The following is a 23,584-nucleotide window of genomic DNA, read 5'->3' on the forward strand; positions in this document are numbered from 1 at the left end:
CATGGTTTCCGGAGCGACCATCCCAGTCGCGGCGGTGGCGACGCCACTGGGGCCGCCGACCCGGTGACTTATGAACCACTCCGTCGTGGTTGCCGGTATGCTCTCGCCGTACGCGAGCTTCGAGGTGCTCGCGCTCGTCACCGCCAGCCTCTGTGGCGTGCACGCGTACCGGACCAACGACCTCCCGTTCTTCGCCACGTCGGTCGTCTACGGGCTCGTCCTGGAGAAACTCGTCGTCGTCGGGTTCGAGGACTACACGTACCCCGCCGCGCGGTTCGTCGACGTCCTCGGCATCCCAGTCGCCATCGGGCTCGGGTGGAGCGTCGTCCTGTACGCGGGCTACGAGACCGCGAGACGCTGGGAGATATCGCCGCCGGCTCGTGCGGCGTTCGTCGCGCTGTTCGTGCTCCACGTCGACCTGGCGCTGGACGCTGTCGCCATCCGCTTCCAGCCCGTCGGCTTCTGGACGTGGACGCCCGCCGGCGAGTACTTCGGCGTGCCGCTCGGGAACTTCTTCGGGTGGTTCGCGGTCGGGTTCCTGTTCGTCGCGGTGTACGACGTCGCGCTCGCTCGCGCCGGCGACGCCGATTGGACCGAGGGCGTGGACGCGGTCCGGACGCGCACCGTCGCGGCAGCGGTGACGCTCGTCGCCGCGTCCGCGCTCATCTACGCGGCGATGCTCGCGTGGGACGTCGTGACGGTCGAATCGACGGTGCGGAAGGCGGTCGTTCTCGGCGCGTGCATGGTCGCGGCGGCGGTCGCGGTCGTGCGCTCGGGTGCGTCGCTCCGCCAGCCAGCGGCGCTCCCGTCGTTCGCGGTGTTCCTGACGCACGGCTACTTCCTCGCGGCACTGCTCTGGTTGGGCGTCCACGGGAGACAGCCGTTCCTGCTCGCGATGAGTCTCGCGATGCTCGCCGTCGCCGCCGCGCTCCACGTCGTCCCTGCCATCGTCGACGACCCGGACGGCCGCGCGGACGGGGACGCGGGACAGGCCGGCGAGGACGCGGCGACGCGACCGTCGCGCTAGGCGAACCGCGTTCCGGCGACGCGCTCGTAGATGCGCCGGCAGCGCTCGAGGACAGCGACGCTCGCGCTCTCGCCGTCGGTGTGCGCTTCGCCGGGTTCGGCGACGCCACAGACCACGCACTCCGTGCCGGCGCGGTCGTCGAGCCAGCCGGCGTCGGTCGCGTGCGGCTTCGAGACGTGCTCGGGGGAGTCGTCCTGGACGGCGTCGGCGGCCGCGAGCACGGCGTCCGCGAACGCGTCGTCGCCACACCGCATCGGCGGGAGGTCCTGGTCGACGCGCACGGAGACGCCGTCGACGGCCTCGACGCGCCCGACGTCGGCGCGCTCGCCCGGCACCGTGCGTTCGTCGACCGTCACCTCGCAACTATCGGGGACGACGTTCCACGCGCTCCCGCCCGCTATCTCCGTGACGACGACGCTCCCCGAGAGCGTCTCACCGGCGACGTCGACGGTCGGCCACGCGAGGTCCCGGAGGACGTCGACCGCGTCCGTCGCCCGATAGATGGCGTTCTCGCCCGCGTCCGGCTCGCTCGCGTGCGCCGCCGCACCCGTCGCCTCGACGGTCACTGCCCGCCGGCCCTTGTGCGCGACCGCGACGTCCGTCACGCCCGGCGCGGAGTACCCCGTCGACCCCTCGCCGACGACCGACCACGTCGGCGCGAACCCGTCCGCGATGGCCGCACGACAGCCCTCGCCGCCGACCTCCTCGCCGACGAACGACGCGAACACCAGGTCGCGGTCGGGTGCGTCCTCGCCCGTGAGGTCGGCGTCGCGGAACGCGAGCATCGCCGCCGCGACCGCGCCCTTCATGTCCGCCGTCCCGCGACCGCGAACTCGACGGTCGCCGTCCACGACCTCGCACGTCATCGTCCCGTCGTCGTCGACCTGCGCGTCCGCGGGGTCGACGACGTCGTGGTGGCCGACGAACGCGAGCGTCTCCCGGTCACCAGCCGTCACGTCGCCCGCGTCGACCAGGTCGTCGAGATGCGGTGCGTCACCGGGCGTCCGGCACGCGAACACGTTCCCGTGCTCGTCTCGCAGCACCGTTCCGGGTGCGTGCTCACGTAGCCAGGCCTCGACGCGGTCGCCCGCGACCGACTCCGCGTCCGCGACCGGCACCGAGACTAATTCCCTGGTCAACTCGACGACCTCGGGGAGCGACTCGCCGTCCGCCGTACTGCCAGCGCCGTTCGCGTCGTCCATGCCGTTGACTGTGCGGTGACTCCACAAGAGGTTTCTCCGCGCTCTCGTAACCACCGTTCGAATGACCGACGACGCTGACGGACTCTCCATCCGCGTGCTCCTCATCGGCCTCTGCATGGGAACCGCCGACGCCGTTCCCGGCGTCTCCGGCGGCACCATCGCGCTGCTGGCCGGCATCTACGACCGACTCATCGACGGCATCACGAACGTGACGCCCGACGCCGGCGTTCGCGCGCTCCGCGCCACCGTCTCCCTCGACGCGAGCGGCGTCTGGGCGGTCGTCGAGGAGACCGACGCGCTGTTCCTCGGGACGCTCGGCGTCGGCATCGCCGGCGCGCTCGTCCTCGTCTCCCGAGCCGTCCACTTCGCCGAGATCAACTACCCCGTCGCACTCTTCGGGTTCTTCTTCGGGCTCATCCTCGCGAGCGCGATCGTCCTCTCTCGCCAGATCAGTCTCGACACCACCCGGCACGCCACCGCCGCCGCAGCCGGGTTCGTCGTCGCGTTCGCGCTCTCCGGGAACGTCGAACTGCTCGCCGGACAGGGCCTCCTCCTCACCTTCGTAGCGGGGACCGTCGCCATCAGCGCGATGATCCTCCCCGGCATCTCGGGCGCACTCATCCTCGTCGTCCTCGGTCAGTACACGTACCTCACGGAGACGCTGTCGACGTTCACCGACGCCCTCCTCGCGCTCGTCACCGGCGGCGGGCTCGCGCGCGTCGTCGACCTCGGGACGGTCGTCGGCGTGTTCCTCGTCGGCGCCGCCGTCGGCCTCTTCACCGTCGCTCGCCTCGTCGACCGCGCGCTCGAAGCCGACCGCCAGACGACGATGGCCTTCCTCGTCGCGCTCGTCGCCGGCGCGCTCCGCGCCCCCGTCAACGAGGTGTCGACGCGCGACGGTCTCGCGTGGACGAACGACGTCCTCGTCCAGTTCGCGGTCGTCGCCGCCATCGGCGCCGTCCTCCTGTTCGCGCTCGACCGATACGCCGTCGACCTCGACCTCGACGACGGCGCGGACGTCGACGTCGCCGTCGACGACGCCCGCTGACCGCCACAGACGAACCACCGAACCCAGTTTCACGCACCACCGAACCCAGTTTCACGCACCACCGAACCCAGTTTCACGCACCACCGAACCCAGTTTCACGCAGCCAGTCAGACGCGCTCGTAGACGCGCTCCTCCTCGCCGACCGCATCCGTCGACAGCTTCTCGACAGCCGACGCGACGTGGCGCGCGCTCTCGGCCTGCTGCTCGCTCGCCGCCGCCACCGACGCCGCCTCCGCGGCGACCGCGTCCGCAGCGTCCGCGAGGTCCTCGACCGTCTCCGACACCGCCGTCACCGACCGCGCCTGCTGGTCCGCCGCCGCCGCGACCTCCTGCATGCCCGACGCCGACTCCGCGACTGCGCCCTCCACGTCCTCGAGCGAATCCAGCGCCGCCGCGACCTGGTCGTGGCTCTCGTCGACCTGGTCGCTCGCCGTCTCGACCACGCGACGGGTCGCCGCCGCCTCCTCGCGGACCGCCGTCGCCGCCTCGTCGACGTCCGCCAGGTCGCCGCGCGTCTGCGAGACGAACGACTCCAGTTCGGACGCGATGGTCGCGACCGGCCCGCTCCCGCGCTCGCGCTCGGCCTCCACCTTCGCGTTCGTCGCGAGCACCGCCGTCCGGTCCACGACGCCGTCGACGCGGTCGACGACCTCCTCGATGTCCGCCGCGCGCGACTCGACGGTCTCCGCGGCGTCGTGGAGCCGGTCCGTCGCGTCCGCGACCGCCTCGAGCGCCGTCATCGCGCTCGCCGCCGCGTCCACGCCGTCCTCGGCGACGCCGGACGCGCGCTCGCTCGTCTCCCGGACGTCCGCCGCGACCGACGCGACCTCCTCCGCGGCCGCACTCACCTCCTCCAGGTCCGCCGCCGCGTCCGCCACCCCGTCAGCCTGCGTCTCCGTGTGCTCCTGGATGGTCGTCGCGCTGTCAGCGACCGACGCCGACGACGCCTCAAGTTGCTCGACGGGCGGCTGCACCGCCTCCTCGACCTCCGCGGCGAGCGCCTGCTGGCGGTCGATGGCGCGCTCCAGGCGGCGACTGTACGAGTCGACGTACGTGTCGCTCGCCACCTGGAGGTCGAGGTTCAGGATGCGAAGCACCGCGAGCACGTCCTGCATCCCGTCGTGGATCGCGTCACGGACCGTCGCCTCCAGGGACTCGTCGAGCCCCTCGTGGTCGTCGTCGCCGCCGAGCCCGCGGAGCGCGCCCACGACGCGCTCCAGGCCGCCCTCGGCCGCCTCGCGCTCCTCGACCCACTCCTCGATGGCGTCGACGACCTGGCCCTGCACGCGCTCGTCCACTCGCGACAGGATGAGGTCGTAGTACAGGCCGTACTGGCCGACGTACTGCTTCAGGGGCATGTCCAGGATCTCGTGGAGCTTCCCGATGCGCGCCCGGTTCGTGAAGTACTCGTCGTCGTAGTCGCCGGTCGCGAGCGACACCAGGTACGCCTTCTGCGTGCGCTTCAGGTCCTCGACGCCCTTCGGCGACCGCTCGATGATGCGCGTCGTCTGCTCGTGCGCCGTGAGGTTGTCGTAGAACGCGTCCGCGATAGCGTCCTGGTTCTCGCGCAGCAGCGGTTCCAGGTCCTCGAGCCGACGTTCGTCCTCGTCGTCGAACCCGATGAACGTCTTCCGCCACGCGATCTCCTCGTCGTCCAACCCTATCTGGTCTGTGAGCGAGTCCGCCTCGACGAACCGATTCAACCCACCCAGGCCGAACTCCATCGACGGGTCCATGCGCGAGGTCACGTCGTCGACGAACGACAGTCCCCCGCTCGTTCCCACGTCGCTGGAATCCACGCGGACAGCCGCCCGCGACCCCGAGACTCCGTGGCACCGACCAACGGACCACCCTTTTAAACAGCGAGGCCCGTAGGGTCGAGCATGAACGTAGTCCCGGACACGAGCGTGGTCGTCGACGGCCGCGTGTCCGCGAAGATCGACGACGGCACGTACCAGGGTGCGACCATCATGGTGCCCGAGGCCGTCGTCGCCGAACTCGAAGCGCAGGCCAACGCAGGCCACGACACCGGCTGGGCGGGCCTGGAGGAACTGCAGCGACTCGCCGAACGCGCCGACGACGGCGTCATCGAACTATCCTACATCGGCGAGCGCCCCGACGACGTCGCGATCGACGCGGCGAGCGAAGGCGAGATCGACGCGCTCATCCGCGAACTCGCCGAGGACCGCGACGCCGTCTTCCTGACGAGCGACGTCGTCCAGGGCGAGGTCGCGAAGGCGAAAGGCATCGACGTCGACGTCGTCTCCCCCGAGGTCGAGGAACTCGGGACGCTCAACGTCGAGACGTACTTCACCGAGGACACGATGAGCGTCCACCTCAAGGCGGGCGCGGTCCCGAAGGCCAAACGCGGCGAGATCGGCGACATGCATTACGTCCAGATCGCCGACGACCCGCTCGACGAGGCGACGATGGACGAGTACGCGACCGAGATACTCAACGCCGCCAAGGAGGAATCCGACGGGTTCCTCGAACTCTCGAAGACCGGGATGGACATCGTCCAGTTCCGCGACTACCGCATCGCGGTTGCCCGCCCACCGTTCAGTGACGGCATCGAGATAACCGCGGTCCGCCCGATCGCGCTCACCGACATCGACGACTACGACTTCGCCGAGGAACTCAAAGAGCGCCTTCTGGAACGCCAGCGCGGCGTCCTCATCTCCGGGAGTCCGGGCGCGGGGAAGTCGACGTTCGCGCAAGCGGTCGCGAACTACCTGAACGACCACGACTTCTCCGTGAAGACCATGGAGAAACCACGGGACCTCCAGGTGGACGCGGACATCACGCAGTACACCGAACTCGACGGGTCGATGGCGAACACCGCGGACTCGCTCCTGATGGTGCGTCCGGACTACACGATCTACGACGAAGTCCGGAAGACCGACGACTTCGAGGTGTTCGCGGACATGCGGCTCGCTGGCGTCGGGATGCTCGGCGTCGTCCACGCGACGCGCGCCATCGACGCGCTCCAGCGCCTCGTCGGCCGCGTGGAACTCGGGATGATACCCCAGGTGGTCGACACCGTCGTCTACATCGAAGCCGGCGAGGTCGACACGGTGTACGACGTGAACACCGAAGTGAAGGTGCCTCACGGCCTCACCGAGGAGGACCTGGCGCGGCCCGTCATCACGATCAACGACTTCGAGAGCGGCGAACCGAAGTACGAGATCTACACGTTCAACCGCCAGGTCGTCACGGTTCCGCTCGACGACGCGGAGGACGGCGGGAGCGAGACGGGCGTGAACCGCATCGCGAAACAGGAGATCGAGCGCGAGATCCGCTCGATCGCTCGCGGCCACGTCAGCGTCCAGTTGAAGGGCCAGAACACGGCGGTCGTGTACGTCGACGACGACGACATCTCAAGCGTCATCGGGAAGGGCGGCGGCCGCATCCAGGACGTCGAGAACCGCCTCGGTATCGACATCGACGTTCGCACGCACGACGAGAACCCGCACTACGAGACGGGATCAAGTGGTAGTGGTGACAGCGGTAGTAGCGGCCGTGGCGGTGGGGGGTCGACTGGACAACTCACCGAACCGGAGATAACGAGCCGGCACATCGTCGTGCCCGTCGACGGGCACGTCGGCGAGACCGTCGAGGTCCGCGCGGAGGACGAGTACCTGTTCACGGCGACGGTCGGTCGCGGCGGCGAGGTCCAGGTGTCGCGCGGAAGCGCCATCGCGGAGGAGCTAGAGCGCGCCATCGACCGGAAGGCGCCGATAACGGTGCACACGGACTGAGTCCGGAAAAGGCCAGACGAACCGCTCTTATTCGGCGCAGCAGGTCTCGACGTCGCCCTCGGTCTCCCCACCGTCCGCCGCGATGGGTTCGCCCGTCAACTCGTAGAGGCTCTGTCGAGCGTCCGCGAAGTAGACGTCCTGACTGACGAGGTCGATGTCCTGCAGGCGCTCCAACGCATACCGGACCGTTCGCGCCGACAGCATCGACTCCTCGACTATCTGTTTCTGGGTGAGCGGGCCGTCGTACTCGAGTACCTTGTAGACGAGTTTCGCGCTCGGCGGTAGCTCGTCGAGGTCCTCCCCTGAATCACTCATCATTACGAATCGAAACGCCCCTCGCTCTTAAAGATTGACCCGAACCGCGTGTGGGTCACCCCTGGAATCTGACCGTCGACCGCGTCGGGAGCGCGCTCGCACCGAGAGCGAACGGCTTTTGGGGCGACGTCCCGGACGGGACCGTATGGCGACAGAGACGCAGAGCCAACGACAAGCACACGTCCTTGCCGTAACCCGAACCGGCATCGCCGCTGGCCTCGGCGTCGCGGCCGCGTTCGGGTCGTGGTTCCTCACGCAGGACATGACTGCCGCCGCCGCTTCGAAGGACCAGACGGCGCAGCTCATCGTCCTCGCCGCCGTCGTCGTCCAACCCCTCCTCCAGCAAGCCATGGGTATCTACAAGGACGACTTCGGCGCGAAGGACTTCCTGTTCATCCTCCTCATCACGTTCTCGATGTGGTTCGTGACGTGGACGGTCATCCTCACCTCCGACGCGCACGCCGCGGCGGCCGCCAACGAGGCGCTCGCGTCCGGAGCGAAGCACGCACTCCCCGGCCTGTTCTCCTAAGATGGCCGACGATAGCATCGCGGTCGTGGACCTGGAACGCTGCCAGCCCGACCGCTGTAACTACGAGTGCAAGAACTTCTGTCCGCCGAACCGCACGGGCAAGGAGTGCATCACCGTCCGCGGCGAGGACGCCGAGGACGGGAAACCCGACCAGGTCCGCATCAGCGAGGAGATCTGTCTCGGGGAGACCTGCGGTATCTGCGTCGAGAAGTGTCCGTTCGACGCGATCGAGATCATCAACCTCCCGAGCGAACTCGAGGAGCATCCCGCGCATCGGTACGGCGAGAACGCGTTCTCGCTGTACGGGCTGCCGACGCCCCAGCAGGGACAGGTGACTGGTATCCTCGGCCCGAACGGCATCGGGAAGACGACCGCGGTCCGCATCCTCGCGGGCGAACTCATGCCGAACCTCGGCGAGTACGCGGACCCGCCGGACTTCGAGGCGGTGCTCGACGAGTACCGCGGCACCGAGAAGCAGACGTACCTCGAGCGGCTCGACGAAGGGGACCTGTCGGTGTCGCGGAAACCGCAGTACGTCGACGAGATTCCCTCGCAGTTCGACGGCGTCACGCGCGAACTCCTCGAGGCGACCGACGAACGCGGCGTCCTCGACGAACTCGTCGAACGGATGGAGATCGGGCCCGTGATGGACCAGTCCATCGACAGCCTCTCCGGTGGCGAACTCCAGCGCGTCGCCATCATCGCGTGTCTCGCTCGCGACGCTGACTTCTACTTCCTCGACGAGATCACGCCGTACCTCGACATCGGGCAGCGCGTCACCGCGGCGCGCATCATCCGCGAGCTCGCGGACGAGGGCGAGAAGTCGATGCTCGTCGTCGAGCACGACCTCGCCATCCTCGACCTCCTCGCAGACAACCTCAACATCGCGTACGGTGAACCCGGCGCGTACGGTGTCGTCACGGACCCGAAGAGCGTCCGGAACGGCATCAACGAGTACCTCAAGGGCTACCTCGAGAACGAGAACATGCGCGTTCGCCCGAACGCCATCAAGTTCGAGGAGCACGCACCGCGGCCCGTCGAGAAGGGCCAGGTGCTCGCGGAGTACCCCGACATGGAGATGAGCTACGGCGAAGGCGAGTTCAGTCTCTCCGTCGACGGCGGCGCCATCCGCGAGAACGAGGTGCTGGGTATCGTCGGCCCGAACGGCATCGGGAAGTCGACGTTCGCCAAGATGCTCGCGGGGAACCTCGAACCGACGAGCGGCGACGTCGACGTGGACCTCGACATCTCCTACAAGCCCCAGTACATCGACATCGCGCAACCGATGCGCGTCGACGTGTTCCTCCAGTCCATCACCGACCAGTTCGGGTCGAGCTACTGGGACACCGAGATCGCCCAACCCTTGCAGTTGAACCGCATCATGGAGCAGAACCTCGAGGACCTCTCCGGTGGCGAGCGCCAGCGCGTCGCCATCGCCGCGTGTCTCTCGGAGGACGCCGACCTCTACCTGCTCGACGAACCGTCGGCGCATCTGGACGTCGAACAGCGCGTGCAGGCGACGCGAGCCATCCGCCGGTACGCCGAACGCCAGGACGCGACCGTGATGGTCATCGACCACGACATCTACATGATCGACCTGCTCGCGGACCGCCTGCAGGTCTTCGAGGGCGAACCCGCCAAGCACGGGCACGCGACGCCACCCCAGGAGATGCGGTCGGGGATGAACGAGTTCCTCTCGAACCTCGGCGTGACGTTCCGGCGCGACGAACGCACGAAGCGTCCGCGCGTCAACAAGCCCGGGAGTCAACTCGACAAACAGCAGCGGAAGGACGGCGAGTACTACTACGCGAACTAGCCTGTCGCCTCGCGTTTCTCGCCCGGCGTTTCTCGCTCGCGTCACGTCTCGCTTCCGTTACGTCTCGCTTCCGTTACGTCTCGCTTCCGTTACGTCTCGTGAGCGTCGTCGTCGACGTCGCGTCGGCGAACGAACGACCCGACCTCGTCGAGGAACGCGCCGACGTCGTCGTGCGCGTCCGCGAACTCGACGAGCGTGCCGTCAGCGCCACCGCGAGAGACCCACACGAGGTCGGTCGTCGCGCGAGCGAGGTAACACGCGCTATCGCCGGGTTCGGTGAGTTCGCCGAACTGGCGAACGCGCGCCGTGAGGCGGTCGCGGACCGATGCCGGTGACGCGTTCGATGCGTGCGTGACGGTGACCCGGCCGTCGTCGACGTGCACGACCGCGTCGACCGGTGACCGGGCGAGCGACCGACAGAGGTCGACGAGCACGTCGTCGTCGTAGCTCGCAACGTCCGTGAACGCCGCGAACGCGTCCTCGTTCGCCGCGCGCAGACTCCGCGTATCCACTCGCCGCATGTACTTCTGCGCCAGGTCCTTGGCGGCGGCGAACGTCTCGCCTTCCCCGAGCGTCATCGGGACCGACGGCTCCGGGTCGAGGATGCGATGCACGCGCACCACGTACCCCACGGGCTTCTTCTGGCTCGCTCGACCGGACGCGCGCTCGTACCGCGGGAGCACGCTCACCGTGAGGTTCCGTCGGTCGTAGAAGTACTCCGCACCGTGGCGTCCCTCGTACTCTCGGTGCCAGCCAGCGGGCAACGCCATCTCAGAGGACTTGACGCTGGCACGTCCCGCAGAGCGTCTCCTCCTTCACGTCGACCTCGCGAACGGTCGGCGAGAAGTTCATCACGCAGCGTTTGTTGTCGCAGTGCTCGAGCCCCATCGTGTGCCCGATCTCGTGCACGATCTCCTTCCGGATTCGGTTCTGGAAGACGTCGCCGTCGTCGGTCTCCGCGAGTCCGCCGTCGCTCGACGTCTGCAGGCGGTACGTGGAGACGACGCTCCCGCTCCCGTCGAGGTACGCGAGCCCGAACACGTAGTTCCGCCGGCGATAGAAGAGGTCCTCGGCGGTGATCGCGATGTTCTTGTCGCCCGAGCCTTCGCGTTCGGCGAGCTGGATGAACTCCTCGGCGGCGTACTGTTTGCGCTGCGTGTCGTAGGCTTCCTTCGGTGACGGCTGGGGTTCGTGGACGCTCACGTCGCAGCCGTAGACCGACCTGAGTCCCTCGGAGGCGGCGCGCTTGACGTGCGCCGGCACCTCCCCGACAGGGACGATGTCGACGAGCATGCGCTACCGTTAGATACCTCCACGTATAAACATCCCGGCGTGGGAACACGAGACGCGGTCGTCGCGGCGCTCGCGGACCGCCTGGAATCGTACGACGTGGTGGTGGAGGTCGGCGTGGGCGAGCGACCGGACGTGGCGGCCGCGCTCGCCGAGCGCGGCGTGGCGGTGACGGCGACGGACGTCACCGAACCGCGCCGGGTCGCGGACGGGTCGTTCCCGGAGGGCGTCGCGTTCGTTCGCGACGACGTCACCGACCCCGACCCCGGGGTGTACGCTGACGCGGACGTCGTGTACGCGCTGAACTGTCCGCCGGAACTCCAGCGGCCGCTCGTCGACGTCGCTCGCGACGTCGGCGTGGACGCGGCGTTCACGACCCTCGGCGCGGACCCCGCGGTCGTCCCCGCGGCCGCCGAAGCGCTCCCTGGCGTCCGCGAGACGCTGTACGTCGCGAGCGCTCGCGGCGGTCCCGGACCGTGAACGCCTGCCTGCGGTCGCTCCCGAACTGACGTCCTACCCCCACTCGGGGTTCGACTCGGACGCACTCGGGCCCGCGTCGTCGTCGAGCGGGCCGTCGCCGACGTACTCGTAGGTGTCGTCGACGAGGTAGACGTCGCCGTCGCGCTCCGCGATACCGACCTCGTCGAGCACCGCGCCCTGGCACGGCCCGTACGTGCAGACGCCGGAGTCCGCCTCGAACATCGCCGCGTGGTTCTGGCAGACGAGTTCGCCGTCGCGCATCGGCGCACCGTCGCCCTTGTCGATGCGGATGTGCCGGAAGTGCATGCAGCGGTTCAGGTACGCGACGACGCCGTCGCTCACCTTCGTGAGCATCGCCTCGTCCACCTCGCCGTCGCCGTCTCGCACCCGGAACAGGTGCGTCGACGCGACGGGTACCTCCTCGACGCTCGCCACCCGCGTCCCCTCTGTCATCGCCCGGAGGTAGAGGGGCGCGCGGGTATCGGGCTTACGGTCGTTCCCGGTCGCCACTCGAGTACGGTCGGCTGACGGTGCTACCCGCTCAGGGACTGGCGTCGATGACGAACGCGGGCTCCTCGATGCCCTCGTGCTTGCATTCCGGGCAGCGAGACGGTCGGTTCAGGAGGTCGTCGAAGTCGCTGAACCCGCACTCGACGCACTCCGGTGGGGCGACGAGTAACTCCTCGTCGTCGTCGCTTCCCGCGACCGTCTGCGAGATGTGCTCGACGTGCCGGAGCGCGGCGCCGGCTGTCACTTCGAACTCCGTCGCCAGCGCACTCGGCGTGGCGGGGTCGTCGCGGAGTCGGTCGGTCATGCGCTGCCGCGTGGTCGCCTCGGCCTCGCGCATACCTCCCGTTTCGAGACCGGTGGATAAACGTCTTGTTGCGGCCTCCCCACACTGCGGTATGCACAGACGGCGTCTCCTCGCTGCCGCCGCGAGCGCCACGGCCCTCGGCGCGCTCGCGGGCTGTCAGGGCGCGTTCCCGACCGAGGACGCGACCACGACGCCGCGCTCGTCGACCCTCCCGGCGGACGTCTCGACCGGTGACGTCGCCTACACGTACGGCCAGCCGTCGGGGAACCGCGTCGCCGACGGCGCCGGGGACGTGACCGCGACGGAACCCGTCTCCGTGGGTCTCTCCGGGACGCCAGCGTGGCTCGTCGGCGCTCCCGACCCCTCCGGCGACGGCACGAAGTGGGTGGTCGCACTCGAGGACGGGACGCTCGAAGCGGTCCGCGTCGTCGACGGGGACGCCACGGTCGCGGCCGTCTCGCCACCGTCACTCCCCGCGGGCACCCCGCCGGCGTTCGACGCGCACGCGAATCGCGTCCTCGCCCCACCGCGGGGGACGTCGACGCTCACGCACCCGACCCCGACGCCTGCGGGAACGGTCGCGGTCCGGGCCGACGGCTCCCTTCAGGTCGGCGACCGGACTCACGAGGTCGACCCGCTCCCGGACGCTCGCGTGGTGGTCGGGGACGAGCACGCGGTCGTCCTCGCGGGCGCCACGCGCCAGTACGACCACGGCGCGCTCGGCGACGGCGTCGAAGCGAGCGATATCGCGACCATCTCGCTCCAAGACGGCAGCGTCTCGACGTTCCCGGTCGGTCGCGGCGTCGTCGAAGGCACCAGCCCCATCCTCGCGGACGTCACCGGCGACGGCACCGAATCGATCCTCGTCACCGAGAGCGACGCTGACGCCGGCGCGCGCATCGTCGCGTACGACCACGACGGGCGCGTGGTCGCTCGCGGCCCCGCGGTCGGTTCGGGGTACCGCTGGCGGCACCAGCTCGCGGTCGCTCCCTTCCATCCCGACGGCGTCCCCGAGGTCGCGGTCGTGAAGACGCCACACATCGGCGGGACCGTCGAGTTCTACCGTCGAGACGGCGAGACGTTCCGGCTCGTCGCGACCGCAGACGGCTACTCGTCGCACGCGCTCGGGTCGCGGAACCTCGACGGCGCTCGCGCGTTCGACGTCGACGGCGACGGCACCCCGGAACTCGTCGTCCCGACCGACGACCGCCTGTCGCTCGCCGTCCTCTCCCGGACCGACGACGGCGTCCGACGCTCCGGAGTGCTCGACCCACCCGCGACCATCCGGGGGAACCTCGCCACCGCCACCGTCGACGGCACGACGACGCTCGCCGCCACCACCACCGACCTCCTCACCGTCTGGTCGCGCTAAGGACGGCATATGGCGCCGCTACATGCCAATCGACCGAGAGGGAAGGACAAAGGTCTTGAAAGGGGACGGAGAACTCGGGGGTATGCAAGCAGTCGTGCTCGCGGGTGGTTACGCCACTCGCATGTGGCCGATCACGAAACACCGACCGAAGATGTTCCTCCCGGTCGGTGACTCGACGGTCATCGACCAGATCTTCGCGGAACTCGAGGAGGACGACCGCATCACGGACGTCTACGTCTCCACGAACGAACGGTTCGCGGGCGACTTCGAGACGTACCTCGCCGAGAGCGAGTTCGAGAAGCCAGTGCTCTCCGTCGAGGATACGACCGGCGAGGACGAGAAGTTCGGCGTCATCGGCGCGCTCGCCCAGCTCGTCGACCGCGAAGGCGTCGACGACGACCTCGTCGTCGTCGCCGGCGACAACCTCATCAGTTTCGACATCTCCGAGTTCATCGACTTCTTCGAGGCGAAGGACGCGCCGTCGCTCGCCGCGTACGACGTCGGGTCGAAGGAACGCGCGAAGTCCTACGGGCTCGTCGAACTCGACGGCGACCAGGTCGTCGACTTCCAGGAGAAACCCGAGGACCCGAACAGCACGCTCGTCTCCATCGCGTGCTACGCGTTCACCGCGGAGACCGTCGGCCTCCTCGAGACGTACCTGTCCGGCGACAACAACCCCGACGAGCCCGGGTGGTTCGTGCAGTGGCTGCAGGATCGCGAGGACACGTACGCGTTCACGTTCGACGGCGCGTGGTTCGACATCGGCACGCCCGAATCGTACCTCGAAGCGGTCGCCTGGCATCTGAACGGCGACAACCACATCTCGGAGACCGCGACCCTGAAGAACACGACGCTCGGCGAGAACGTCCACGTCATGGGAGACGCGACCGTCGTCGACAGCCACCTCGACCACTCCGTCGTCTTCTCGGACGCCACCATCACCGCGTGCGACCTCCGGAACTCCATCATCGACGAGCACACGCACCTCGACGACCTCGACCTCGCCGGCGCACTCATCGGGGCACACACGCAGATCTCTAACGGGGAGTAACTGGTCGCACGAGCATACCGCGGCCGCCAGGCCGCCGTTTCCGTCGTCTGACTCACCCAGCATACGGCGGCCGCCAGGCGGTCGTTTCTGCGTCGAACGACGTCTTTGCCTGTGAGGGGGGACGTGGCCGGCGTTCCTATTCGAGTTCTGTGTTCGTTATCTCGACGTGGCCGCGTGTGCCTTCCCAGACGGTGTCGTATTCGAGGTCGATGCGGTGGTTCATGTGTGGGCCGTCGACGACGAACGTCTCGAATTCGCCGCCTTCGCCGAGGATGTGGACGCCGTATTCGTCGTGGAGTGCTTCGAGGTCGTCGAGTGCGTCGTGGTCGAGGGTGCGGCCGAGCCAGGATTCGTCGAGGCCGTCGGCGGCGACTTGGAGGATGACGATTTCGAAGCCGGCGTCGAGCATCGCGTCACCGAGTTCGCGGGGGTCTTCCTGCCAGAGGGGGGCGAAGAGCTCGCAGTCGAGGCGGTCGCACATCGCTTCGATGCGGCTCGTCTGGTATTCGCTCTCGACGGCGCCCGCGGTGACGCCGGCGATGCCGCCGGGGAGGGCTGCGTCGAGTTCTTCGAGCGCGGCTTCGAGCGGTTCGAGTTCCGCGTCGCCTTGCGCGCCGGAGTCGGTCGCGGTCTCGGCTTCGAAGTCCGCGGGGTGGACGTCCACGAGTTCGATACCGATGCTTTCGGCGGCGAGGCCGGTGAGGTGGGTCGCGGGAACGTGGTACATGTACGAGTCGTTCTCGGGGTGCACGGTCACGAGCCGAGAGACGTCGAGGTCGCGTTCGAGCGCCTGGTAGAGCGCCCACGAGGAGTCCTTCCCGCCCGAGAACAAGCTCACCCACGAGCCGTCGGCTGTCATACCGAGACGGTGGTGGGCCGCGCACAAACCTCCCGCGGTTTCGCGGACTGCCGTCGACCACTCCGCTCGTCGGGCGCGCTAGGACCCGGTCTCGAGTTCGTCGCCGTCCTCGTCCATCCCCTCTTCGTCGATGGTTGGTTCGGTGAGGAACGCCGCGACCTGGACGCCGGCGATGGCGAGGAGGACGGCGGCGACGACGAACACGGCGAGGCGCTCGCCGGTGCCGAGCGTGAACGCCTCCACGGTGAGCGCGCCGAGTTCGAGCGGGCCGACCTCGAAGTTACTGAAGATGCCGGCGCGTTCGAGGAAGTACCCGCTGAATCCGCGGACGACGAGCGCGACGGACGTGAGCACGAACGGGATGTTCAAGCTAGATGAGGAGAGCGTGCGGTCGTCGGTGAGGGCTTCGTCGAGGATACGGCCGACGCTCGCGGTGACGCCGGCGGTCGTCAGCCACGGGACGGCTTCGTACGCGAACCGCATCGCTGGGACGACGACGCCTTCGACGTTCTGTAACTCGCTGGCGGCGAGCGCGCCGACGAAGATACCGACGAACGTGAGGCCGACGGCGACGGCGTACGTGACGACGGAGACGTTCCCCGAGTACAGGGCGTCCCGGGTCTGGCTGGCGGCGTCGGTGAGGACGTCGTCGATACTGAAGCCCTTGTAGAGGAGGAAGGTTCCGATGACGGCGGTGATGGTCGCCGCGCCGATCGCGGGACTGTACATGAGCGCGAGTACGGGGAACGCGACGAACGCGAGCCCGACGGGGACGAGGATGGTCTGGCGGAGTTCCTCGTCGGCGAGGAACTGCTTGAGGAGGTAGTACGTCGACTCGATGTCTCGCGCTTGGCGGACGACGACGCGGTCGACGCTGTCGACGTTCAACCGGCTTTCGACGACGGGGACGAGGCGTTCGTCTTCGGCGCTGTCGATGACGACGACGGCGCGGTCGAGGTCGTACTCCGCGATGAGGTCGTCGAGCTGGAGTGCGACGGCGCGGTCGGCGCCGACGACGCTGTCGCTCGCGCCCGACACGACCGCGACGACCGCCTCCTCGTCGTCGTCGCGGAGGTCACGGGCGACCCGGAGCGTCTCGAGGAGCGAGTTCACGCTCGAGTCCTCCGGGTCCGCGAGTCCGACGTCCGTCACGAGCGACCGCACGGCCTCCCAGCCGACGACCGGCGTCTCCAACCCGGTCTTCCGGCCGATGTCGTCCGCGCGGTCCACGCACACGACCAGCGTAGCCACTGGCGTAATCGAACAGGAGCGGCCGTATAAATCTGCCGTGCAAGAACCGACACAACGAGCATACGGCGGCTGCCAGGTTGGCGTTTCGATGGTGTCCGGTAGCGGATTTCGAGTTCGTTATCGGAGTTCGAGTTCGATGGTGTCGTCGTCGTGGAGGACGCTGGCGACGCCGGCGCCGGCGGCGTACGCGACGGTGGCGGCGCCGCCGCGGAGGCGGTCGCCGAGGCCGCGCTGTGGGGTGAACTCGCGGACGGTGACTGGTTCGAGGAGTTCGGTCTCGAGTGCTTCTTCGACGTCGTCGCGGTCGCCGAGGTGGTCGACGAACCCGCGCTCGTTGGCGTCGGCGCCGAGGAAGACGCGGGCTTCGGTGTCGCGGATGGTGTCGGGGTCGAGGTCGCGGCCGTCGGCGACGCGGTCGACGAACGAGTCGTACTGGTCGTCGATGAGTGACTGGTAGTACTCGCGGGCGTCGTCGGTGAACTCGGTGAACGGCCGGCCGGCGTCCTTGAACTCGCCGGCGGTCAGGTACTCGACGTCGACGCCGACCTTCTCGGCGAGCGCGGTGGCGTTCGGTTGCGCCATGATGACGCCGATGCTGCCGACGATACTGGATTCGCGCGCCCAGAGTTCGTCGCATCCGGACGCGATCCAGTACCCGCCGCTCGCGCAGACGTCGTTCGTGTACGCGACCGTGGGGCCGTCGAACGCCATGGCGGCGTTCCGGATGTCGTCGCTCGGGACGACGGCGCCGCCGGGCGTGTTGAGTTTCACGAGGAGCGCGTCGACGTTCGAATCACGGTCTGCGCGCTCGATCTGGTCGACGAGCTCGTCCGCGCCCGGTGACGTCGGCGACGACGGGAGTCGACCGCCGCCGCCGTCGCGCGTTATCGGACCCGAGACCTCGACCTCCGCGACGTTGTACTCGGGGAGGAGGTTCCCCGCGACGTTCCCCCCGATGTAGACGACGAGTCCCGCGGTCGCGAGCAAGAGCACTACTCGGAGCGGGTCCGGGCCCCATTCGACGAACAGGAACCAGCCAGCGACCACGCCGACGGCCGCCGCCACCAACACGATACCCAACCGAGCGAGTCCGCGAGCGTCTACCATACCCTACCCTACGAACGACCACGCAAAAAACGACCGCCACCGACCGAGTCACACCGCACCTCGCCGTCGATACCGTCCAGCCCGCCGACGCCGTCGCTCGCCGGCAGTCGACTGCAATAGAACGGGATAGAGAACCGCGCTTAGAGGCGTCCGGCCTTCTGCAGCTTCATGAGGTCCTCGGTGTCGAGCGTCTCGCCGTCCTTGAAGCGCTCGTAGATCTCCTCGGCTTCCTCCTGAACCTCTTCCTTCTTCTTCTCGCGCTCGGCCTGCTCCTCTTCCTCCTCCTGCTTGTCCAGTTCGCGGAGGCGCTTCTGGACGCGCACGAAGTCCTCGTGGTGGCGGTCCGCCGCCTCCTGAGCCTGCACGAACTTCTCGTGCATCTCGTCGGCCTCGTCGCGGATGTCGTCGGCCTCGCGGTAGGCCTCGATCATCTGATTGTGGTGCTCTTGGGCCTTGTCAGCGAGCTCGGTCACCTTCTGGTGGTGCTTCGAGGCTTCTGAGCGAACCTCCTCCGCTTCCTCGACGAGCTCGTCGAGGTCCTCGTTGTCGCCCATCTTCTCCTGGCGCTCGGCGTACTCCTCGCGCTTGGACTCGATCTTCTCGATGAGCTCCTTCTCCTCCTCGCTGGAGAGAACCTCGGTCTGCTGCTTGAACTCCAGGTCCTCGATCTCGGACTCGAGCTTCTCGAGGTCCTTGCCGTCGTCGAGGTCCATGTCGGACTTCATCCGCTCGACCTTGTCGAAAAGCTCGTTCGCGTCCGCGTTGAGCTCGTTACGCTTCTCCTTGTGCTCCTGAACGAGCTCGTTGAGTTCGTCGCGCTTCTCGCGGTGCTCTTGGGCTTCGTCGACCTTCTCGCGCGTCTCCGCGTTCAGGTCGTCGCGGGAGGACGCGCGCTCGCTCGCCATCTGGTTGAGATCGTTGCGTCGGTCTCGCAGCTGGCCGGCGAGTTTGATGAGTTGGCCCTTGCTCTTGTTCTCGAGGTCGTCCTCGGTAAGCTCTACGTTCTTGGATGTGTCTATCGAATCTACCATGGGTTAGTCAACCCTCTATTCCGTCCCGCGCCGGGGGGATAGCGTGTGCTCGAGACCTTGGTTGACGCGACTGCGATAAGATTCCGTGTCATTCTGGTCTGCGAGCGATGCTACCGGAACACCCGGCGGCGTTCTGGTACCAGTACATACCGCATCATGTAATTTAAATCTGCCGGTCCGCTGAGTCGGCGAAATCGGACGAGGGCGCCCCCACGACGGGCGTCAACGGTTCGCATACCTGCCGTTCGTGTTTATAAATGGATGGTTCGGGTGACCTCGCCGGCCGGCGTCTCGAACGCGAGGTCGACGACGTCGGCGGTGGCGGGGACCTCGACGGTGCCGGCGGTGGCGGTGCCGAGCGCTGGCGCCTCCACCTGGAACGTGGCGTCGACGTCGGCCGTTTCGACGGTGAGCGTCCCAGAGACGGCTGCGGGGGCGTCGTTCACGAGCGCGACCGGGACGGTGCCAGGCGGGTCGGCGGCGAGGAACGCCTGGACGGGGGCGAGTGCGTCGCCGAGTGCGCTCGCGGCGGGTTTCTCGCTGCCGTCGACCGCGTACACGCCCATCCCGCCGCCGGCGTCGACGTCCCTGAGACAGAACGCCGCGAGCACGTCGCTCCCGTGCCGGCGGAACCCGCTCGCGACCCGCGAGAGCACCCGCGCCTGCGTGCCCTGGGAGCGAGCGACGACGTCGTTGCCGGCGACGACCCCGCCACCGTCGCTTGCGGCGCTGTCGGGGCTCGCGCCGTCGCCACGGTCGCTCGCGGTCAGGTCGCCCCAGGTGCCGGCGTCCACGTCCGAGAGCACTGCGTCGTGGACGTCCCTGTCCAGGCCGACCGGTGCGTCCGTGCCGCCGCCCGCGGCAGTGAGCGACCCGGCGCCGAACTCGGTGACGACTTTCGCGGCCGCGGGATACGTGTCCGTGAGCCAGTCGACGTCGGCAGCGCGCCCGTACCGCCACCCCGGGTAGAGGTGGGCGGCGTCGGGCTGCGAGCCGAGCGGACCGCAGACGGGGAACGTGACGGCGTCCGGTGGGAGCGCGTCGGCGACGGCGTCGGCGAGCGCTCGGTCGACGGTCGTTCGCGCGGCGCGCGTCCGGATCCGGTACCGGCTGGTGCGACCCGTCCCGACGCGTTCGGCGAACGGCTCCACGGGGTCGTCGTGGACGCCGTAGCACGCGACGCTCGGGTGGTGGTCGACGTGGGCGGCGAGTCGACGGGCGAGCGTCCGCCCGCGCTCCACGGACCGGCCGCCGTCGGGGTCGGGCCCGGAGAGCGGGAGGTCCTGGGCGACGAACACGCCGGCGTCGTCCGCGGCGTCGTAGAACGACGACGGGAGGACGTGGCCGTGAACGCGGACGAGCGTGGCGTTCAGGTCGCGAGCGCGCTCCAGGTCCGCCTCGGGTTCCGTCGTCGGGAGGACGTTCACGCCGCGAGCGCGGACGCGTTCGCCGTTCACGCGCAGGCCGTCGTCGCGGTCGTACGCGACCGTCCGGAACCCCGTCGAGACGGTGCGTTCGTGGTCGGCGAAGCGCGCGCGGACCGTGTACCGGTTCGGGTCGCCGCGGTCCGCGGGCCACCACGACGCCGGGTCGCGGACGTCGACGGAGTGCGTGACGGTCACGCGCTCGCGCGCGTCCGCTTCGACGGGAACTCGCTCCATGGAGCCGCCGCTCCCGCGGAAGTTCTCGGGGCGAACGGACACCGTGACGGTGTCGTCCACCGGTTCGCCGGCGTCGACAGTGACGGCGACGTCGACGACGCCGCGGTCGGCGTCGGGACGGCGCGCGTTCACCGCGACGTCCGCGAGGTACGCCTGCGGCCGCAGTCGAAGGTGGACGCCCCACCAGATGCCCGGCACCGAGAGTTCGTCGGGGACGACGTCGGACGCGTACGCGCCGGCGTACCCGTCGGTCGGGCGTCGACAGACGACGACGAGGTCGTTCTCGTCGGCGGGCTCGAACTCGAAGCGAGCAGGGGCGAAGTACGCGTCGTGCGTCCCGAGGACGTCGCCGTTGAGGTACACGGTCGCGTCGCCGTAGAGGCCCCGGCAGTCGAGGACCGCACGCTGGCTTTGCGCGCGACGCGGGTCCGGGAAGCGCTTGCGGTACGCGACCGCGTCCGCGCCAGCGAACCGCTCGGGGCGTCCGGGAACGGTCACTGGCTCCCAGGACGCGACCGACGGCGGCCCCGCTCCGGACGTTTCCTCGACCACGCCGGCGCGCCACTCACCGCTCATTCGGTGAAAGTGGCGCGGCCCGAACCCATAGGCGTTGTGTCCATCACCCCGTTTCACTTTCACTCCGCGTACGGCTCACCGTCAAGTGGGTGTGGCGCGTAGCCGATTCCATGCTGGAAGAACTGACCGCGACGTGCGAGGGCTGTGACGCGGACCTGGACGAGGCCGCGTTCGGGCTGGCGATGGACCTCGGTGACGGCGAACGCCGCCTCTACGAGTGCGAGTGCGGGACCGTCACCGTGACCGTCGTCCGCGAGAGCTAACGAGCCCAGTCCGCCGACGCGAACGACCGTCCCCCGCGACCGCTGGCGGCCGCAGTCCGCGGGCGATAAGTGCACTGGCGGGGTACCGGCTGGCATGACCGACGACGCGACGAGCACGCACCGGGAGGTCGTGCACGCCACCGGCCACGAGCACGTCACCGCCGAGCACGCGAGCACGTTCGAGGTGACGACAGACGACTGGCTCACGCCCGCGGGCGACTGCATTCTCGCGGTCGACGCCGACCGCTCTCCGGCCGACTTCTCCGACTCGTTCCGCGACGCCGTTCAGGACGCCGCTGCGACCGTCACGATGACCCTCGAGGTAGCGGACCTGACTGCGACGTTCGAGGGTCGCGGCCACCCGGACCTCGCGCTCACCGACGACCGGAGCATGGTCGGCCGGACGTCGACGCACGTCGACGACCGCACCATCATGCTCGACGCCGACGGCGCCGCCGAGTCCGTCGACCGCGAGGTCGTGGACGCGCTCGCCGACGGCGCCGACGTTCGCGTCGTCCTCGAGGTCACGCAGTGACCCTGGTCGCCTGAGGACTTCGCGCGCGTTCGGCGTCACGTCCCGGGGAGGATGTCGCCGAGCGCCGCGCCGATGGCCATGGGAACCCACGCGACCGATACCGCGGCGACGGCGACGACCGGCGTCCCCCAGTCCACGCGCCCCCACGCGGTCATCGAGACGACGGCGAACGCGAGCGAGATGCCGAGGACGCCCGCGAGCCGCCGCGGCACGATACCGAGCAGGCGATGGGTGACGCGGACGTCCTGGATGTCGCTCACGTAGAGGATGCCGACGACCGCGGCGACGGTGAACGCGTACGTCCCCGCCACCGAGTAGGGGTGCGTCGTGAGGAACCCGCCGACCTCGCTCGTGCCGCCCTCGACGAGCATCGGGATGCCGAACAGCGCGCTCCCGAGCAGCGCTTCGGCGGCGTCCCCGCGGTCGAAGCCGCTGACGACGCGCCCGAACACGCCGACGGGTTCGACCGCGGCGGCGGTCCGCATCGCCGCGGCGACGCGCTCGCGCTCCGCGGGGTCGTCGACGACGTCCGCGAGCTCCTCGAGTTCGTCGTAGAGGTCGCCCATGTCCGGCGGGTCGTCGTCGCGATCCGCGGTCGCACTCCGGTCGTCTGCCGACTCGCTCATGGGAGCGCCGACTCGCCCCGGGACCGTAACCGCTTGGACCGACGCGCGGCCCGCGTCGCGCTCGCCTCGTCGAGCGAACCGTACTTGCCGCTCCCACGGTAACGCCCGGGCATGAGCGACGACGACGCGGAACCGGACGTGAACATCTCCGGCGGGAGCGCGGGCGGCGGCGTCGAGGCGTCGTTCGACCCGGAGACGGCGGGGACGCGCGCCGAAGCGGTCGTCGACCGACTCGGCGAGCTGTACTGGCAGAAGGCCTACGGCGGCCAGGACGGCTTCGAGTGCCTCGTCCGCACCATCCTCAGTCAGAACACGAGCGACGTCGCGAGCCAGCCCGCGCACGACGCGCTCGTGGAGCGGTACGGGCCGGTCGAGGGGTTAGCCACCCACCTGGATGCGGCGCCGCACGACGAGCTCGCGGAGACCATCTCCGCGGCTGGCCTCTACAACCAGAAGGCCGAGAGCATCCATCGCGCCGCCGCGTGGGTGCTCGAGTCCTTCGGGTCGACCGCGGAGTTCGACGCGTTCGTCCGCGACGGCGACCCGGGCGAGGTCCGCGATACGCTACTGGAGGTGAAGGGCGTCGGCCCGAAGACCGCGGACTGCGTGCTCCTGTTCGCGGGCGGTCAGGGCGGCGTGTTCCCCGTCGACACGCACGTCCACCGCATCTATCGACGCATGGGTATCGCGCCACCGGACGCGGACCACGAGGGCGTCCGCGAGGTCCTGGAACGCGACGTGCCCGCCGAGAAGTGCGGGTTCGGCCATACGGCGACCATCCAGTTCGGTCGCGAGTACTGTTCGGCGCGCAAGCCCGCGTGTCTCGACGACCCGGACGCGTGCCCGCTCGCCGACGTCTGCGACCAGGTCGGCGTGTACCCCGAGAGCGGCGAGGTCGAGGACCCCAGCGACGCGTAGCCGCGAACGCGACCGCCAGCGACCGACCGGGACGAGCGAGAACGCAGCGAACGGC

General features: G+C 69.0%; 24 protein-coding genes. 11 read left to right on the forward strand and 13 right to left on the reverse strand.

What is annotated here, in order from left to right:
• Positions 1-97: 97 nt before the first annotated feature.
• Positions 98-1,027: a carotenoid biosynthesis protein gene (locus ACZ48X_RS17220; protein ID WP_336348531.1), complete on the forward strand. Its 930-nt coding sequence runs from the start codon at positions 98-100 to the stop codon at positions 1,025-1,027.
• Here the strand turns inward: ACZ48X_RS17220 and ACZ48X_RS17225 are convergent.
• Positions 1,024-2,229: a M20 family metallopeptidase gene (locus ACZ48X_RS17225; protein WP_336348530.1), complete on the reverse strand. Its 1,206-nt coding sequence runs from the start codon at positions 2,227-2,229 to the stop codon at positions 1,024-1,026. The two genes, ACZ48X_RS17220 and ACZ48X_RS17225, sit on opposite strands and share 4 nt — an antisense overlap.
• A gap of 61 nt (positions 2,230-2,290) precedes the next feature.
• Here ACZ48X_RS17225 and ACZ48X_RS17230 point away from each other — a divergent pair, with 61 nt between their 5' ends.
• Positions 2,291-3,277 (forward strand): DUF368 domain-containing protein, encoded by a 987-nt coding sequence (locus ACZ48X_RS17230; RefSeq protein ID WP_336348529.1) that lies wholly within the window; start codon positions 2,291-2,293, stop codon positions 3,275-3,277.
• Positions 3,278-3,384: 107 nt separating this feature from the next.
• Here ACZ48X_RS17230 and ACZ48X_RS17235 read toward each other — a convergent pair whose 3' ends face one another.
• A complete protein-coding gene (locus ACZ48X_RS17235; protein WP_379761974.1) occupies positions 3,385-5,013 on the reverse strand; it encodes a protoglobin domain-containing protein in 1,629 nt (542 codons plus the stop codon).
• Between the two features lie 147 nt (positions 5,014-5,160).
• Here ACZ48X_RS17235 and ACZ48X_RS17240 point away from each other — a divergent pair, with 147 nt between their 5' ends.
• On the forward strand, positions 5,161-7,035 hold the full coding sequence (locus ACZ48X_RS17240; protein WP_336348527.1) for a PINc/VapC family ATPase: 1,875 nt from the start codon (positions 5,161-5,163) through the stop codon (positions 7,033-7,035).
• A gap of 27 nt (positions 7,036-7,062) precedes the next feature.
• Here the strand turns inward: ACZ48X_RS17240 and ACZ48X_RS17245 are convergent, their stop codons facing one another.
• Positions 7,063-7,353: a winged helix-turn-helix transcriptional regulator gene (locus ACZ48X_RS17245; RefSeq protein ID WP_379761778.1), complete on the reverse strand. Its 291-nt coding sequence runs from the start codon at positions 7,351-7,353 to the stop codon at positions 7,063-7,065.
• A 142-nt stretch (positions 7,354-7,495) separates the two neighbouring features.
• Between ACZ48X_RS17245 and ACZ48X_RS17250 the strand changes: the two genes are divergently transcribed.
• Both ACZ48X_RS17250 and ACZ48X_RS17255 read left to right on the forward strand, forming a co-directional pair.
• On the forward strand, positions 7,496-7,879 hold the full coding sequence (locus tag ACZ48X_RS17250; protein WP_336348525.1) for an EMC6-like membrane protein: 384 nt from the start codon (positions 7,496-7,498) through the stop codon (positions 7,877-7,879).
• A 1-nt stretch (position 7,880) separates the two neighbouring features.
• Positions 7,881-9,695 (forward strand): ribosome biogenesis/translation initiation ATPase RLI, encoded by a 1,815-nt coding sequence (locus tag ACZ48X_RS17255; RefSeq protein ID WP_336348524.1) that lies wholly within the window; start codon positions 7,881-7,883, stop codon positions 9,693-9,695.
• Positions 9,696-9,784: 89 nt separating this feature from the next.
• Here ACZ48X_RS17255 and ACZ48X_RS17260 read toward each other — a convergent pair whose 3' ends face one another.
• Complete coding sequence (locus ACZ48X_RS17260) at positions 9,785-10,465, reverse strand: hypothetical protein (protein ID WP_336348523.1); 681 nt, start codon at positions 10,463-10,465, stop codon at positions 9,785-9,787.
• A gap of 1 nt (position 10,466) precedes the next feature.
• Positions 10,467-10,988, reverse strand: a complete 522-nt coding sequence (locus tag ACZ48X_RS17265; RefSeq protein ID WP_336348522.1) for an archaemetzincin family Zn-dependent metalloprotease — start codon at positions 10,986-10,988, stop codon at positions 10,467-10,469.
• A gap of 39 nt (positions 10,989-11,027) precedes the next feature.
• On the opposite strand from ACZ48X_RS17265, the gene ACZ48X_RS17270 reads away from it, so the two are divergent.
• Entirely contained in the window at positions 11,028-11,465 is a 438-nt protein-coding gene (locus ACZ48X_RS17270; protein ID WP_336348521.1) for a UPF0146 family protein, read from the forward strand.
• Positions 11,466-11,498: 33 nt separating this feature from the next.
• Here the strand turns inward: ACZ48X_RS17270 and ACZ48X_RS17275 are convergent, their stop codons facing one another.
• Together ACZ48X_RS17275 and ACZ48X_RS17280 are read right to left on the reverse strand one after the other, a co-directional pair.
• Positions 11,499-11,918, reverse strand: a complete 420-nt coding sequence (locus tag ACZ48X_RS17275) for a Rieske (2Fe-2S) protein (protein ID WP_336348520.1) — start codon at positions 11,916-11,918, stop codon at positions 11,499-11,501.
• 88 nt (positions 11,919-12,006) lie between these two features.
• Complete coding sequence (locus tag ACZ48X_RS17280) at positions 12,007-12,312, reverse strand: transcriptional regulator (protein ID WP_336348519.1); 306 nt, start codon at positions 12,310-12,312, stop codon at positions 12,007-12,009.
• Positions 12,313-12,370: 58 nt separating this feature from the next.
• Between ACZ48X_RS17280 and ACZ48X_RS17285 the strand changes: the two genes are divergently transcribed.
• A complete protein-coding gene (locus ACZ48X_RS17285) occupies positions 12,371-13,651 on the forward strand; it encodes a hypothetical protein (RefSeq protein ID WP_336348518.1) in 1,281 nt (426 codons plus the stop codon).
• A gap of 82 nt (positions 13,652-13,733) precedes the next feature.
• On the forward strand, positions 13,734-14,702 hold the full coding sequence (locus tag ACZ48X_RS17290) for an NDP-sugar synthase (RefSeq protein ID WP_336348517.1): 969 nt from the start codon (positions 13,734-13,736) through the stop codon (positions 14,700-14,702).
• A gap of 136 nt (positions 14,703-14,838) precedes the next feature.
• On the opposite strand, the gene ACZ48X_RS17295 is transcribed toward ACZ48X_RS17290, so the two are convergent.
• From ACZ48X_RS17295 to ACZ48X_RS17315, 5 genes are all read right to left on the reverse strand, one after another.
• Entirely contained in the window at positions 14,839-15,561 is a 723-nt protein-coding gene (locus tag ACZ48X_RS17295) for a diphthine--ammonia ligase (RefSeq protein WP_336348516.1), read from the reverse strand.
• 78 nt (positions 15,562-15,639) lie between these two features.
• Positions 15,640-16,812 carry a DUF373 family protein gene (locus tag ACZ48X_RS17300; RefSeq protein WP_336348515.1) on the reverse strand — a complete coding sequence of 391 codons (1,173 nt, stop codon included), beginning with the start codon at positions 16,810-16,812 and terminating at the stop codon, positions 15,640-15,642.
• A 117-nt stretch (positions 16,813-16,929) separates the two neighbouring features.
• On the reverse strand, positions 16,930-17,919 hold the full coding sequence (gene sppA / locus ACZ48X_RS17305) for a signal peptide peptidase SppA (RefSeq protein WP_336348514.1): 990 nt from the start codon (positions 17,917-17,919) through the stop codon (positions 16,930-16,932).
• Between the two features lie 140 nt (positions 17,920-18,059).
• Positions 18,060-18,950: a coiled-coil protein gene (locus ACZ48X_RS17310; RefSeq protein ID WP_336348513.1), complete on the reverse strand. Its 891-nt coding sequence runs from the start codon at positions 18,948-18,950 to the stop codon at positions 18,060-18,062.
• A gap of 251 nt (positions 18,951-19,201) precedes the next feature.
• Complete coding sequence (locus ACZ48X_RS17315; protein WP_336348512.1) at positions 19,202-21,187, reverse strand: glycoside hydrolase family 2 protein; 1,986 nt, start codon at positions 21,185-21,187, stop codon at positions 19,202-19,204.
• 110 nt (positions 21,188-21,297) lie between these two features.
• On the opposite strand from ACZ48X_RS17315, the gene ACZ48X_RS17320 reads away from it, so the two are divergent.
• The gene (locus ACZ48X_RS17320; RefSeq protein WP_336348511.1) at positions 21,298-21,450 is read left to right on the forward strand and encodes a hypothetical protein; all 153 of its coding nucleotides are present in this window, start codon (positions 21,298-21,300) and stop codon (positions 21,448-21,450) included.
• Between the two features lie 94 nt (positions 21,451-21,544).
• Positions 21,545-21,985, forward strand: coding sequence for a DUF371 domain-containing protein (locus ACZ48X_RS17325; RefSeq protein WP_336348510.1), 441 nt, complete (start codon positions 21,545-21,547; stop codon positions 21,983-21,985).
• Positions 21,986-22,020: 35 nt separating this feature from the next.
• Here the strand turns inward: ACZ48X_RS17325 and ACZ48X_RS17330 are convergent, their stop codons facing one another.
• Positions 22,021-22,611: a DUF2391 family protein gene (locus ACZ48X_RS17330; protein ID WP_336348509.1), complete on the reverse strand. Its 591-nt coding sequence runs from the start codon at positions 22,609-22,611 to the stop codon at positions 22,021-22,023.
• 111 nt (positions 22,612-22,722) lie between these two features.
• Here ACZ48X_RS17330 and ACZ48X_RS17335 point away from each other — a divergent pair, with 111 nt between their 5' ends.
• Positions 22,723-23,529 carry an endonuclease III domain-containing protein gene (locus ACZ48X_RS17335; RefSeq protein ID WP_336348508.1) on the forward strand — a complete coding sequence of 269 codons (807 nt, stop codon included), beginning with the start codon at positions 22,723-22,725 and terminating at the stop codon, positions 23,527-23,529.
• The last annotated feature ends 55 nt before the right edge of the window (positions 23,530-23,584 follow it).

The organism is Halorubellus litoreus, assembly GCF_055378595.1.